The 14,971-nt window shown below is 35.8% G+C and carries 13 protein-coding genes; 7 read left to right on the top strand and 6 right to left on the bottom strand.

Annotated elements, in window-relative coordinates:
• Positions 1-16 precede the first annotated feature (16 nt).
• The gene (locus ACQUQZ_RS21545) at positions 17-631 is read left to right on the top strand and encodes a hypothetical protein (RefSeq protein WP_435357158.1); all 615 of its coding nucleotides are present in this window, start codon (positions 17-19) and stop codon (positions 629-631) included.
• A 14-nt stretch (positions 632-645) separates the two neighbouring features.
• Here ACQUQZ_RS21545 and ACQUQZ_RS21550 read toward each other — a convergent pair whose 3' ends face one another.
• The gene (locus ACQUQZ_RS21550) at positions 646-1,026 is read right to left on the bottom strand and encodes a hypothetical protein (protein ID WP_435357159.1); all 381 of its coding nucleotides are present in this window, start codon (positions 1,024-1,026) and stop codon (positions 646-648) included.
• Positions 1,027-1,238: 212 nt separating this feature from the next.
• On the bottom strand, positions 1,239-1,556 hold the full coding sequence (locus ACQUQZ_RS21555; RefSeq protein ID WP_435357160.1) for a single-stranded DNA-binding protein: 318 nt from the start codon (positions 1,554-1,556) through the stop codon (positions 1,239-1,241).
• Positions 1,557-1,783: 227 nt separating this feature from the next.
• Here ACQUQZ_RS21555 and ACQUQZ_RS21560 point away from each other — a divergent pair, with 227 nt between their 5' ends.
• The 3 genes from ACQUQZ_RS21560 (at position 1,784) to ACQUQZ_RS21570 (ending at position 6,261) form a co-directional block, all read left to right on the top strand.
• Positions 1,784-2,143 (top strand): hypothetical protein, encoded by a 360-nt coding sequence (locus tag ACQUQZ_RS21560; RefSeq protein WP_435357161.1) that lies wholly within the window; start codon positions 1,784-1,786, stop codon positions 2,141-2,143.
• A gap of 145 nt (positions 2,144-2,288) precedes the next feature.
• On the top strand, positions 2,289-4,865 hold the full coding sequence (locus tag ACQUQZ_RS21565; RefSeq protein ID WP_435357162.1) for a phosphocholine-specific phospholipase C: 2,577 nt from the start codon (positions 2,289-2,291) through the stop codon (positions 4,863-4,865).
• 238 nt (positions 4,866-5,103) lie between these two features.
• Entirely contained in the window at positions 5,104-6,261 is a 1,158-nt protein-coding gene (locus ACQUQZ_RS21570; protein WP_435357163.1) for an iron-containing alcohol dehydrogenase, read from the top strand.
• A 97-nt stretch (positions 6,262-6,358) separates the two neighbouring features.
• On the opposite strand, the gene ACQUQZ_RS21575 is transcribed toward ACQUQZ_RS21570, so the two are convergent.
• The 3 genes from ACQUQZ_RS21575 to ACQUQZ_RS21585 form a co-directional block, all read right to left on the bottom strand.
• Positions 6,359-7,390, bottom strand: coding sequence for a PmoA family protein (locus ACQUQZ_RS21575; RefSeq protein WP_435357164.1), 1,032 nt, complete (start codon positions 7,388-7,390; stop codon positions 6,359-6,361).
• Positions 7,391-7,513: 123 nt separating this feature from the next.
• Positions 7,514-8,197, bottom strand: a complete 684-nt coding sequence (locus tag ACQUQZ_RS21580) for a DUF2490 domain-containing protein (protein WP_435357165.1) — start codon at positions 8,195-8,197, stop codon at positions 7,514-7,516.
• 100 nt (positions 8,198-8,297) lie between these two features.
• Positions 8,298-8,807, bottom strand: coding sequence for an HNH endonuclease (locus ACQUQZ_RS21585; RefSeq protein WP_435357166.1), 510 nt, complete (start codon positions 8,805-8,807; stop codon positions 8,298-8,300).
• Between the two features lie 162 nt (positions 8,808-8,969).
• Between ACQUQZ_RS21585 and ACQUQZ_RS21590 the strand changes: the two genes are divergently transcribed.
• Positions 8,970-9,515 carry a YqgE/AlgH family protein gene (locus tag ACQUQZ_RS21590; RefSeq protein ID WP_435357167.1) on the top strand — a complete coding sequence of 182 codons (546 nt, stop codon included), beginning with the start codon at positions 8,970-8,972 and terminating at the stop codon, positions 9,513-9,515.
• Positions 9,516-9,639: 124 nt separating this feature from the next.
• Here the strand turns inward: ACQUQZ_RS21590 and ACQUQZ_RS21595 are convergent, their stop codons facing one another.
• On the bottom strand, positions 9,640-11,232 hold the full coding sequence (locus ACQUQZ_RS21595; protein WP_435357168.1) for an N-acyl-D-amino-acid deacylase family protein: 1,593 nt from the start codon (positions 11,230-11,232) through the stop codon (positions 9,640-9,642).
• 223 nt (positions 11,233-11,455) lie between these two features.
• On the opposite strand from ACQUQZ_RS21595, the gene ACQUQZ_RS21600 reads away from it, so the two are divergent.
• Both ACQUQZ_RS21600 and ACQUQZ_RS21605 read left to right on the top strand, forming a co-directional pair.
• The gene (locus ACQUQZ_RS21600; protein ID WP_435357169.1) at positions 11,456-13,441 is read left to right on the top strand and encodes a hypothetical protein; all 1,986 of its coding nucleotides are present in this window, start codon (positions 11,456-11,458) and stop codon (positions 13,439-13,441) included.
• A 104-nt stretch (positions 13,442-13,545) separates the two neighbouring features.
• Positions 13,546-14,940, top strand: coding sequence for a DEAD/DEAH box helicase (locus tag ACQUQZ_RS21605; RefSeq protein ID WP_435357170.1), 1,395 nt, complete (start codon positions 13,546-13,548; stop codon positions 14,938-14,940).
• The last annotated feature ends 31 nt before the right edge of the window (positions 14,941-14,971 follow it).

The following is a 14,971-nucleotide window of genomic DNA, read 5'->3' on the forward strand; positions in this document are numbered from 1 at the left end:
CATAAAATACTCAAACTTGAAGCACTTCTGGGTCATATTCAAATTATTATTATTGATAGTTTTTGCTCTTCGTTTATTGAAATCTAATCGAAAAGTGGCAAAATTTGAGCATGACCCAAAGCGTGGATTTTTCAATTTATTTCAAGAAAAAATCGTCTCCGAAAAAATTGTTTTCACGTTTGAAAATACCACGCCTGACTTGCAGCTAAAAGAACTCTTCCGAAAAAATATTCGTCCAAAAGAAGAAAATTGGAAACAAAACGGCGGACAATTTGATGATTTTTTTGCTACCCTGACTTTAGAAGAGCGAATTATTTACGTGGTATATTTATCCAACAAAAGTTTTCAGAAAGGCAGCATTTTTAACTTTTTATGGTACAAAACTGAATGGATTATTGCATTCGGACAGATTCTAAAATACCTTCAAGAAGATTCACTTTATGCTCATTATGAACAAGTTATCCTCGAAACTTGTCATTTTGATTTAGAAAATATTCCCCCTAATCATACCGATTTTTTCGACCTCGAACTTCACCCTGACGGCAGCCAAATATATCAATCAGTCAAATACTTTGATGAAATCTTTATCCCTAATGAGTTTTATAAATTAATTCTTGAGAAAGTAATTTGACATCCCTATTACTATTATCTATCGCTCAATTTACCAACGCCAATATGTTCTGCTTTATCTATCCACTCAGCAGGATTTCTCAATCTATCATTAGTAAGACACTGATTATCAATATAAAACTCCGAAATATCTTTTTCATCAGCTCGGCTCATGGTATAATCACTCTGTTTGGCCAGCCAAGTAACAAAAGCCTTTTTGTTTGGAAACGATTGATGCTCCCAAAAGTTACAGCCATCAGTTACTTCACAATAATAAAAAACATCATCTTCATAGATTAGCCCCATACCACAATATTCACTATGAACATAACAGATACATTTTCCATTCATCAGAGCTATTGCTACATTTTCGGCAAGGCTGTTGCCGTAGGCCTTTCTATCGCTTTTTACTTTCATTTTAGTGTGTTTTCTTTAAAATAGTATCAAGACTTAATACGTTTTATGCCTAATTCTTTTCAAAATTCAATTTTTCTACCCACTTTTTTCGTATCATTTTGTTTCGAAACATTGCTCATTTTGAAAATTTGAAATGCGGAAGTCCAAAAATAACAAATTTACCAAAAAATCTTTAAGCCCATGGATATTCCATAGGCTTAAACAAAGCTTTTCTACTTCACAACTTCTGAGACTTTATAGGCTACTATTTCGGTAACATAAATCGTTTTTTCTTCTTTATTTATATAGTTCCTATAATTGAGTTTTCCTTCTACACTCACTAATTTCCCTTTACTTACAAGGTCTTCACAGATCTCAGCTATTTTACCCCATGCCACCACATTGTGCCAAGCGGTATTCTTGACTTCTTCATTATTCTTGTTGGTATAGCTTTCAGTCGTCGCCAAGCTGAAAGATGCTTTTTTCCCATTCTCGAAGCTCAATACATTTACTTCACTTCCTACGTTTCCGATTAATTTTACAGTGTTCATTTTATTTGTATGTTTATGTTTTGATAATTTGGTTGAAACAATCGTTGTTGTTGTGATTGACGATGCAAAGTTGTCAATAAGCCGAAAAACTATTCGGTTCTTAATCGTTTACAGATGAATAAAAGTATTTGTAAACGTTTGTAAACGGATAATTTTTCGTATATTTGTTTGATAATCAAACGATTACACAAAATCTATTGCTGTTTATAAATTCAAAAAAATATCTTATGAAAACCTGTTTAGAATGTGGCGAACCGATTCTTGGAAGGTCTGATAAAAAATTTTGTTCCGACCTATGTAGAAATGCGTACAATAATAAAGTAAATTCGGACTCGAATAATTTTGTCCGAAATACCAATAATGCCTTGCGTCGAAATCGAAAGATTTTAGAGGAATTGTGCAAAGACGATAAAAGCAAAACTGTCAGAAATACTTTAGTAGATAAAGGTTTCGACTTCAATTTATTTACCAGTATCCGAACCACCCAAAAAGGTTCGACCTACTATTTTGTGTATGAATATGGCTATTTAGAATTAGATAAAGATTTCTTTTTAATAGTAAAAGATAATAAAAGTAAATACGAATGACGAATGATTCGAGCGGTTCGCCGCTGCGATTACGAATGACGAATATTTTGATACTATCCTATTTTTAATTCGCAATTCGTCATTCTCAATTCGTAAATCGTAATTTTTTTAATTCACTCATTCAACACTCACTCATTATTCTTCAATGGAAACAAGAAGAGAATTTATCCAAAAAGCTGCACTTTTAGCAAGTGGCACTGGACTTTTTGGCATGTTACCACCAGCTATTCAGAAGGCATTGGAAATTAATCCACCCGCTGGAAGTACTTATTTAGATGCCGAACACGTCGTGATTTTGATGCAAGAAAACCGCTCATTCGATCATTGCTATGGTGCTTTACGTGGCGTGCGAGGTTTCAACGACCCAAGAGCTATCAAACTTCCAAACAAAAACACTGTTTGGCTACAAAGCAATGCTGCTGGTGAAACTTTTGCTCCTTTTCGGCTAAATCTAAAAGATTCAAATGCGACTTGGATGCACTCTTTACCACATTCATGGGAAAATCAGGTTGATGCTCGAAATGATGGAAAACATGATAAATGGTTGGATGTAAAGCAATCGGGACATGCAGCATACAAAAAAATGCCTTTGACATTGGGCTTTTATGACCGAAACGATATTCCGTTCTACTATGCTTTGGCTGATGCTTTTACGGTTTGTGATCAAAATTTCTGCTCTTCGCTCACAGGTACAACACCCAACCGCTTGTATTTATGGACAGGAACGGTGCGTGAAGAACAAAATGAAAACTCGAAGGCAAATATCAAAAACGAAGATGTTGACTATGATAAACCAGCCAAATGGAAAACTTTTCCAGAAAGATTAGAAGAAAATGGTATTTCTTGGAAAATTTATCAAAATGAATTGAGTTTACCAACGGGTTTGACAGGCGAAGAAGAGGCTTGGTTGGCCAATTTTACTGATAATCCGATTGAATGGTTTGAGCAATATCATGTGAGATTTTCGCCCGAATTTTATCAATATCTGCAAAAACAAGAAAAGATTCTGCCACAAGAAATTGAATCGCTTCGCCAAAAACTGACCACTTTAACGGCAGGATCAGATGAGTATGGAAAACTGACAAAAGAACTTGCCCAAAAAGAGAAATATTTGGTTTTGGCAAAAGAAAATTTGGAAGAATGGAAGCCAGAAAAATTCAAAAACTTATCAGAATTTGAGCAAAATCTGCATAAAAAAGCCTTTACAACGAATAGAAAAGACCCGAATTCCCATGAATTGACCAACTTGGAATATGATGATAACGGCACAAAACGTGCAGTTGCTGTGCCAAAAGGTGATGTACTTTACCAGTTTAGAGAAGATGTTTCTACAGGAAAACTGCCCGAAGTTTCGTGGGTAGTTGCTCCCGAAAACTTCTCCGACCATCCTGGAGCTCCGTGGTACGGTGCTTGGTATTTGTCGGAAGTAATGGATATTCTGACGAAGAACCCTGAAGTTTGGAAAAAGACTATTTTTATTTTAGCCTATGATGAGAATGATGGCTATTTCGATCATGTGCCACCTTTTGTAGCTCCAAATCCTCATCAAGCAAATGTTGGAAAAGTTTCAAAAGGCATTGACACGAGTGTCGAGCAGGTAAGTTTGGCACAAGAATTAAAGCGTAAACGTGAAAATCCTGAGCGAGATTCTCGTTCAAGTCCAATTGGGTTGGGTTTTCGTGTTCCATTACTCATTGCTTCTCCGTGGAGTCGTGGGGGCAGTGTATGTTCAGAAATCTTCGATCATACTTCTATTCTACAATTTCTCGAAAAATTTCTGACACATAAAAAAGGTAAAAATATCAAAGAAACCAACATAAGCGACTGGCGTAGAACCGTTTGCGGCGACTTGACTTCTGTTTTTAAACCTTACAATGGTGAGAAAAATGAAACGCTTGATTTTGTTCAGAAAGATGCTTTTATCAAAACTGTTCATAAGGCAAAATTCAAAAATCTTCCATCAAATTTCAGACCTTTGAAAGCTGATGAAATTGCCAAAATCAATCAAAATCCTGCTGCTTCTGATATTTTGCCTAAACAAGAAATCGGAATCAGAAAAGCCTGTGCATTGCCTTATCAATTATATGTAGATGGGCATTTAGCAGCAGATAAAAAGAATTTTGACATATCTTTTAAAGCATCTGACGAAATTTTTGGTAAAAAATCAGGTGGCTCGCCATTCATCGTTTATACTCTAGAAAAATTTGCTTTACGAAGTGAAAATAAGCAATTGATTGGCTTTGAGAATGTAAAAACATGGAATTATGCGGTTACGAATGGCGACCAAATCAGCGATTCTTGGTCAATCAATGACTTTGAAAACGAACAATATCATTTGCAAGCCTACGGGCCAAATGGCTTTTTCAGAGAATTCAAAGGCAATGTGGATGACCCTAATATTTCGGTCGTATGTGAATATGAACGCACAAAGAGCAACAAGAAAAAACTTACTGGAAATGTAGAATTGATTATTAAAAACACTGATAATCAATCTATTACAATCGAAATAACAGATAATGCTTACAAAAGTGGCAATCATACCAAAGTTGTGGTAGCCATGAGTTCGGCATCAATTATTCTTGATTTGAGTAAAAGTTTTGGTTGGTACGATTTCAGTATTAAAGTAAAATCGAACCAAGTTTTTGAAAAACGGTATGCAGGTCATGTAGAAACTGGTAAGCCAAGCATCAGCGACCCAGTTATGGGGCGGATGCCTTTGTAAGAAAGCATTATCAATGTTTTATTAAACTTAACGCAAGTTGTAAACTTATTTAGGAATTAAAATATGGAACGCAGATTTTTAAGATCAAAATATGACTTTTGACGTTTTTTTATCTTAAAAATCATAACTATCATAAGAATCTGCGTTCCATATTTTATAGGTTATAACTTACCTTAAACTTAAATGTCGACAAAGATGTTCTTACACAAAGTTTTTATTCAAACTAAAACCATCAACCATGTTTAATAATTTCGTTTATCAAAATCCAGTAAAAGTGCTTTTTGGGAAAGGCCAAATTGCTCAATTAGGCAAACAAATTTCGCCAGATGCCAAGATTTTGCTCACTTATGGCGGTGGAAGCATCTTCCAAAATGGCGTGTATGAACAAGTCAAAAAAGCTCTTGAAGGGCGAAATATCATAGAATTTGGCGGAATTGAGGCAAATCCTACTTACGAAACTTTGATGCAAGCCGTTGAGTTGGGCAGAAAAGAAAAGGTTGATTTTCTATTAGCAGTAGGTGGTGGCTCGGTGCTTGACGGAACAAAATTTATTGCGGCAGCCATTCCTTTTGAAGGCGAAGATGCTTGGCAACTTGTTACAGGAAAAGAAAAAATCAAGAAAGCTATTCCGTTGGGTTCGGTGCTTACTTTGCCAGCCACTGGTTCAGAAATGAATTATTTTGCTGTCATTAGCAAAAAAGAAACCCATGAAAAGAAAGGGATGGGGCATCCTTTGGTTTATCCAGTTTTTTCTATTCTTGACCCTGAAACTACTTTTTCGTTGCCCCCACGTCAAATTGCCAATGGCATTGCTGATGCGTTCACTCATGTCATGGAACAGTACATGACTTATCCTGTCGATGCTCAAATTCAAGATAGATTTGCCGAATCAATCATTCAAACCTTGATTGAAGTTGCTCCAAAAACCCTCGAAAATCCAACTGATTATGAAGCTCGTGCCAATTTTATGTGGGCAGCGACTGTGGCATTAAATGGTTTTATCAGTTTGGGTGTACCACAAGATTGGGCAACACATCAAATTGGGCATGAACTGACTGCTTTTCATGGAGTTGATCATGCTCGAAGTTTAGCAGTTGTTCTACCACATTTATTGAAATTAAAACAAGATAGCAAACGTGAAAAACTTATTCAATATGCCAAAAGAGTTTGGAATTTGGGCGGAACAGATGATGAATTAGTTGCAGGGGCGATTCAAAAAACTGGCGATTTTTATGAGTCATTGGGCTTGCCAATTAAAGCAAATGAATATGGTGTAAATCAAGAAACGATTGCAAAAATTATAGCAAGATTTGAGGCACGAGGTGTAAATTTTGGCGAAAAAGCTGATATTACCCCACAAGTTGTTGCTGAAATTTTGGAGATGAGTATTGCGTGAAACGAATGACGAATTTAGAATGTCGAATGCAAAAAAAAACGTGCCACCCTTTTGAAGTGTGGCACGTTTACTCATCTTTCTTTTTCAGTTTTAATCTTTACTTCACCTTTCCAAAATCCGCAGTCAATTTGTTCATTTCTGCATCCGAAACTTCACCAGAAGTTACAACCAAACGATAGCGAAATGTAGTAGATTGGTTAGGAGCAAGTTTAAAATTAAGCTCTTCTTTTCCATTAGAAAATACTTTCTGACCCAATGGATTTACCGAGAAAAGTCCATAGCCACGTGAGTGCCAGTATGCTGGATAACCAACATTTTTAGGGTGATCAATAATCGCTACCGAAATTTTTTCATCACCAATTTTTCCACGAAGATTTATCCAATCTGAACGTTTTGCCCAAGTATCTTCACCTTCAATGCCTTCTTTATTTCTATAACTTCCTGTAATTCCTGCATTATCTAATGACGGTACTTTTGTAGCTACACCACTTGCATCAGTAAAGATTTCAGCTTTTGTTGATGGATGCTCCAACTGACGAGCTACACGAATGGCAAACATACCATCTTTCACATCTTTAAAAAGCACTTCTTTATCTGCGGCAGTCAAAGTTGTTGTCCTATCCATAATACGCTGATTATCAGTTCCTTGAAAAGTATAGGTTGTTGTTTCTTTCAACATGATTTTGCCATTTTTATCGAGCCAATCAGCAGTTACAACAAGCGAACCAATATTTTTTCCTGACTTCACCGATTTGATACCTGTATGAACAATTGTTCCATAAACTCCAGTGGCACTTGGTGGTGTATTTGAATTATTCCAAAAATCATGACCATTTACATCTTCATAATTCAACCAAACACCCACGTGATGCGGATGGTCAACTCTTTCACCTGGGCGAGGGTCAAGCGGCCAACCACGCGTAATCAATGTTCCTTTTGAAGTACGGACAGGATATAAAACTGCTTTTTTCAGTACATCAGCACCTGGATAAATGTATGCAGTAAAAGGCTTACCATCAACCAATACTTCTACTTTTTTGTTGGCATCATCACGCACCAATTTTACTGCTTTAGTTTGGGCAAAAACCATAGCAGGAACAAAAATTAAAGACAATAATATTTTTTTCATGATTTACTGAGGTTGAATAAATAATTTAACAAAGTACGTACACTTTCGCATAGAAGACTACCGAAATATTAGCTTTTTATCATATTTTTTTGACTTTAAGGAGGAACAATTCGGAGAATTGTTTTACAATCGAAGCATTAAACCTACAACGAGGGCATTTTCGTGGTCTTTTTCAGACGTCGTTCTCCTTTCTCTGTAAATATAGCGGTAGCCAATTTCAGATTCTAAATGCTCTGTAAAATTATGATTGAAAGTTACCCCAAGTTGATTTTGTTCGTATTTTTTAGTAGAATTCGGTGGAGAGCCAAACAAAGCTTCTTCAAGAAAAACTAATGAGTTGGTCTCTGAAATAGGTTGTCTGTATTGAAATCTTTGCCTAAAACGACCAGCATCTCTATCAACAAAACTACGATACTCATATTGCGTTCTCCATTGAAATGTACCTTTATTTATTTTCTGAAAAAACTCTACACCAGGTGTAAATCGCCATTCGACCGTTGGATTTTTTGTATAATCAGCTTCTTTTCCAAGTATTTGGTAAGCATGCCATCTGGAGGTGGCAAAACTAAACTGCCATTTTTTATAACGATAAGCTACGGTAAAACGTTGGGCATCAAGCAAAGGGTTTTGCAAAAAATTGAGTTTTGAATCATGAAAATTATTTTGTCGACGATAAGCAATATCTCCTGAAACTATCCATTTACCGAATTGCTTACTCAAAAGTAGCCTCGACCAAACTGATGTATGCGAATAACTTTGCCCGATTGATACATGAGCAAGTAACAGAAAAAAGACTAACTTTTTCAATTAATATAGATAATTATAGTGGTTAATTGGCATAAAAGTACTCCAACCGACAAAAATACGGAGAAAATGATGTTATCTAAACATTAAATTTTTATTAAAACTACGCACGTTCTTTTGTACCTAAAAATGGCACCCAATTCTCTTCAATAGAGCCAGCAAAATCTCGGAGAAACATGATAAAAGAAGGTTTGTAAGGTTTTTTAGGGAGAGAGATTCCCATTTCTTCGGGGGTGAGGTCGCCTTTTCGGGAATTACAGCGGCGGCAGGCGGTTACGAGGTTGTCCCAGTTGGTTTTTCCCCCTCTTGATTTGGGCATTACATGGTCGAGGGTAAGGTCGTCGTGGCTTCCGCAGTAGATACATTTATTGCCGTCCCGCCTAAATACATTTTGTCGGCTGAGCATCACGCCTTTGAAAGGTAAACTTACATAATGATGTAAACGAATAACAGAAGGGAGAGGATACGCTTTGTCAATAGTCCGAAGCATCCCTTTTTTGGAGTCGCTTATTAACTCGGCTTTATCAAGATAAACCAATAAAAACGCTTTTGGCACTGTACAAATACTCAAAGCACTATAATCTGCATTCAAAACCAAAACTTTCCTGCTCATAAAACATTTAAGGTTAACGGTTACTACATTTGCAAGGCAATTTAATTAAAAATTCTTGAAATTCTATGCAAGTTTTTAAAGAAAATATTTTATAATTATTTTGAAAGTTTAAATTTGTGTAATCGTCTGTAAACTGCTAACTTTCAAACAAACTTCTGACCCATGGCTTCATTAAAAGGAAAATTAATCATTGCAGAGCCTTTCTTGGGCGATAAAAATTTTGAGCGTAGTGTAGCTATCCTTTGCGAGCATAACGATCAAGGAGCATTTGGCTTGGTACTGAACCAGCAAACCAATTTGAAATTGGATGATGTAATGGAAAATATTTACAGCGAATTGCCTTTGTTTTTAGGTGGTCCCGTTGAACAAAATACGCTTCATTTTATTCATAGATTAGGAAATCAAATAACTAATACTATCGAAATTGGCAATGGTATTTATTGGTCTGGCAATTTTGAGGAAGTCAAGACTTTGATTAATATTGGTAAAATTTCAGAAAATGACATTCGCTTATTCATTGGATATTCTGGTTGGTCGGGTGGACAATTAGAGGACGAAATGAAACAAAACTCATGGATAGTTTCAGAAACTGATGCTAATTTTATTTTTGATACACCCAGCAAAGAATTTTGGCGTGCCGTACTCAAACGCATGGGTGGCGAATATAAAGTCTTGTCCAATTATCCAACTGACCCACGATTGAACTAACATAATGAATAATGTATAATTGATAATGAAAAATTAGAATTAATTGTCTGCAATTAAAATCATGACTACTAATGTCTTAGCAGTTTTTCATTATCAATTATCCATTTTCAATTCTCCATTAACACTACTCAAACTTTCCTTTCCCATAAATAATCTCGCCTGATTTTTTGCCAGTGTGTTTGCCATTTTCAAGTACCGCTACACCATTGACAAGTACAACTTCAATGCCTTCAGAATAAGCATGTGGTTGCTCAAATGTTGCTTTGTCGGTAATCTTATTTTCATCAAAAATTAGTACATCGGCAGCGTAGCCAACTCTGATAAGTCCACGATTATCAATTCTGAAACGTTGAGCTGGTAAAGAAGTCATTCTTCTAATTGCATCTTCTAAACGTAAAACTTGTTTTTCACGCACATACACGCCCAACACACGAGCATTTGAGCCATAACCACGTGGATGTGGCACATTTTTATTGAATTGTATCACGCCTGCATCAGAAGCAATCATGGTATAAGGATATTGCAGGATTCTTACAACATCTTCTTCACTCATTTTATGAAAAATCATTTGAGCTCCACCTTTGTCCACCATATCCATAATCAAATCAGCTTCCGACTCTGCACTCGCTTTCCTGCCTAATAATTTATTGATTTCATAAATATTCTTTCCATTCAATGTTGAATCGTCTTTGTAGCGAGCCACAAACGCATAATCAAAACTTTGGCGATTATCTGCTTTCAAGTTTTTGAGCATTTCGGCACGGATTTTCTTGCGGATTTCTACATTTGTCAAGCGAGTATGAATGACTGAATCACCATCTGACAAAGCCCAAGAAGGCAACATCGTTCCCATGTTTGTACTGCTTGCTGTGTAGGGATATTGGTCAATATTCACATCTATTCCTTCCAAACGAGCTTTTTCTACCAAACCGAGGGTTGTATTACTTTGTCCCCAAAGCGGTTTACTCGAAATCTTAAAATGCGAAATCTCCACAGGAATATGTGCTTCTCGTCCAATATTAATTGCTTCCTCAATGGCTTCTTTAACTTTCGACGCTTCATCCCTAATATGTGAAGCATAAACACCATTATACATCGAAGCCACTCTTGCCAAACCAACGACTTCCGGCGTTTTAGAATAAGTACCAGGAATATAAATCAAGCCTGTTGCCAAGCCTACTGCACCATCTTTCATGGCCTGCTCAACCAAAGCCTCCATTTGCACTTGCTCTTTAGGGGTAGGGTCACGAAAAACATTTTTCATCACATACCTCCGCACAGTATTATGACCAATCAAAGAACCTACATTGACACTGGTTTGGATTTGCTTCAATTCATCAAAATATTTGGCCAAGTTTAGCTCCGAACCACCGCAGTTTCCTGTAATAATACTTGTCACACCATCATAAATAAAATTATCGGCTGTGGGTAGTTTCTGCAAAGCATCTTCCACATGTGTATGTACATCTATAAACCCTGGACAGATTATTTGATTTTTAGCATCAATAACTTTTGCACCCTCACTTGTTTGAAAAAAACCAATACCTGCTATTTTCCCACTTTTTATAGCTACATCTGCGGCAAACCACGGATTTCCTGAGCCATCAATGACTCGGCCATTTTTGATAACAAGGTCATATTTTTGAGCAAATGCACTATTAACAATAAATAATAATAAGAATATTTTAGTTTTGATGATTGAAGTAAAAATTTTCATGCGTTTCGGTAAGTTTTGTTAATAAATACTTGAAATAAATATGTTAGATTATTCGAAAATCGTCATTTGCAAATCGTAAATTCAAGCATACTAAAGTAATGATTTAATCAATATTGACCACTTTGCTTATCAAGAAAATGAAATAATTATTATCTAAACACCAACTTTGGCTTCAATTTACGCTACTTTTGCATAAAAATAGAGCAAAACACTTTGGTAATCAATGCAATCTGACAAGACAATTTCTTTCAAGAGTCAATATATATTTTTACTTTTTTTTAGCTTCATCTTCTTTTCATTATCCTTACCAGCCGGCTATGCAGGTTTTGATATGGATGCTTCATGGCACGAAGCTTTAATAATAGCAATCGAAAAGAATTTTATCTTTGGAAGAGATTTTATCTTCAATTATGGCCCTTTAGGTTATCTTAATACTGGGCTTTTACCTAAAACTGTTTCGCCAATATTTTTGGTAGTAATCGAAATTTTCACATTACTTAACTATTTGATAATCATTCGATTAGCCTTTCAAAAAGCTAATAAAAATGGGTGGATTGTTGCAATATCTGCTCTATTGATTTTTATGCCGTGGGGCTTTATTGCTGATACTTCCTTTACTTTCTTTTATTTCTTTTTGTTTTGGCTGCTTCATGCCAAAAACACCCGAAATTCGGTAGGTTTACTTTTAGCTCTCATCTTATCAGTTTTGATTTTCTATATAAAAGTAAATCTTAGTATCATCGTTTATGGGCTATTTTATGCTTCATTGATTTATTTTTGGTTGACAAAAGTCTTTACCCTTCGTACCATCATTATTGTTATTTTCTTACAAATTGCTCTTACCTACTCATGCTCATTTTTATTAAATGTTGATATTTTTGCCTATCTCGAAGCCAGTCTCAAAATCATTGATGCATATCAAGATGCGATGGCAGTGATGCTTTTAGAACCTAAAGATTTGCTTATTTTATTGTTTTTTGAAGGTTTGATTTTGCTCACGGTAGTTATTTTTATTTGGAAAATAACGTTTAAAGCAGGAAATCTGTGGCGAAATATATTGAGTAATTTATATCTCTATTTATTGATTAGCATTGCATGGTTTTTGTGTTTTAAGCAAGCACATACAGCCGTTGGAGCTTATAATGTGTTTGGTTTTTTCCTGTTTATGCCACCTTTGGCAGTGTTACTCTATTTGTTTACGCCAGAAAATCATAAAGTTTTGGCAGGGCGAACCTTCGTTGTAGTTTTATGCCTACAATTATTAGCAACGCAACTGATTCGTTTTCAAATGGGTGGACATCAACTCAAAGGTTATTTACTTACCTATCCTCCAAACTCTGTTGCAAAAAAAATAGAAGTTAACACTTTTAATTTCAGTCACTTAATTGATATTTTGGAGCAGAAAAATCCATATAATTATGTTAGAAGATTGGTTACTTACGACTATGAAGATAATTTCAAAAATCCACCAGTAGTTTTGCCCAAGGATTTATTAGACAAAGTAAAAAACGCTTCGATTGATATTGTACCGCACCAAATTTCTCATGTATTTTTCAATCGTTTAAATTATAATCCTCGCCCTGTGATTCAATCTTATCAAGCGAATAGTGATTGGCTAATGAAAAAAAATGGTGATAAATATTTATCCAAAACGGCTCCCGAATTTGTTCTTTTCCGCACCGATGCGTTTCGTGAACAAAATCCATTTTGGGTAGAAACTGATTTGTCAACATCACTTTTAAGAAATTATCAATTGACTGACACTACGCTTATTCAGAAAGACACTTTTTATCTTTTCAAGAAAAACCAATTCACTAAACGACTAATTATCAATGAGTTAAAGGATTTTAATTTCAAACTCAATGAAGATATTTTGATTCCAACATCACAAAATCCGGTTCGCTTTTCGGCAAATATTGCTTACAGTTTAAAAGGTAAATTGGCTCGTTTAATTTTCCAACCACCTTATTTATATTGCTTGGTAACTTACGAAAATGGTACACAAGAAAACTTTCGAGTTATTGATAAAATCTTGAAAGGGGGCATTTTTATCAATCAAAAAATAACAACTCAAGCTGAAGCAAGTAACTTTTTTCTAAATAAAGGTGTTGATAATCAGAGAGTTATAAAAATTCGCTTTTGGACAAAATTCGTTTCTGGTTTTGAAGACAGTTTTGAAGGGAAGTTTAAAGAAATAAAAATTAAATAACACCACTGTGCGTCGGTCGCCCAACCCTCTCCAATAAGGAGGGCTATCTTTTTTTCTCTCCTCCCCTATCGGGGGAGGTCGGGAGGGGGTTAAAGAATAAAAATATGGAATTACAAGAAAATACATTTGAAAAATTTGAGTTGAATCGCCAATTGCTCAATGCCATTGCCGATGCTGGCTACACCGTACCTACGCCTATTCAAGAAAAGACAATTCCTTTGACTTTGAAAGGACACGATGTGCTTGGAATCGCTCAAACTGGTACAGGAAAAACAGCGGCTTATTTATTGCCTATCTTGATGAAAATCAAATATGCACAGGGTAAATTGCCCCGTTGTTTGATTTTTGCTCCGACTCGTGAGTTGGTTATTCAGATAGACAAGGCGGTGGGCGAACTTGCCAAATATACTGATATTCGCCATGTAGCTCTTTATGGTGGTCTTGGACCAAAAACCCAAATTGAGGCTATTCAGGCAGGCGTAGATATTATTGTATCAACACCTGGTAGGTTTATGGATTTGTACTTAAGAGAAGAAATTGGTGTAAAAGACCTAAAAGTCATGGTTTTAGATGAAGCCGATAAAATGATGGATATGGGTTTTATGCCACAAATCCGTAAGATTTTAGAGGTAATTCCTACAAAAAGACAAAATTTACTGTTTTCAGCAACTTTCCCCGATAAAGTAGAGTTACTCTCGGCTGAGTTTTTAGAATTCCCGACCAGAATTGAAGTTTCGCCACAAGCAACCACTGCCGAAACTGTGAAGCAACGCATGTTCACCGTGCCGAATATGCAAACAAAAATCAATATTTTGGAGTATCTTTTCAAGACCGAAGAAGTGCAAAAAACCATTATTTTTGCTCGCTCAAAAGATATTGCTGATGCTGTTTATCATTCGCTTAATGGAAGAGTTATCCCCAAAAATAATATTCGTGTGATTCATGCCAACAAAGGTCAAAATACAAGAATCAACTCTATGGATGCTTTTCGTGATGGAGTAGTGACGGTTTTGGTTGCAACTGATGTGGCTGCTCGTGGTATTGACATTGACCATGTAACGCACGTCGTCAATTTCGATGTGCCTTTGATCTACGAAGATTATGTTCATCGAATTGGCAGAACGGGTCGAGCCAATCATTTAGGTGAAGCCATTACTTTTTTGACTCCTGCTGAAGAATATCATATCAAGAAAATTGAGAAAATCATTAGGATGGATATTCCTCGTGAGTCAATCCCAGAAGAAGTAAGCATCGCTCCTACGCCTTTTGATGAAAATCAGGCAATGTTGCTCGAAATTGATAACCAGCGTAAAAAAGAAGATCCAACTTTTAAAGGAGCTTTTCATGAAAAGAAAAATCCGAAAGCTGTTGTAAAGAAAAAAACCAGTTTAGCAAAAACTGGATTACCAAAGAATGTTACAGCCAAAAGTTTTTCTTCGACACGACCAAAAAGTTATGGTTTTTCCAAGAATAATAAACGAAGTGGTAAAAGTAAATGATTGTCGGCGACCAAAATAAGATTGATAGGCA

Source organism: Emticicia sp. SJ17W-69, assembly GCF_051209875.1.
Taxonomy (GTDB): domain Bacteria; phylum Bacteroidota; class Bacteroidia; order Cytophagales; family Spirosomataceae; genus Emticicia.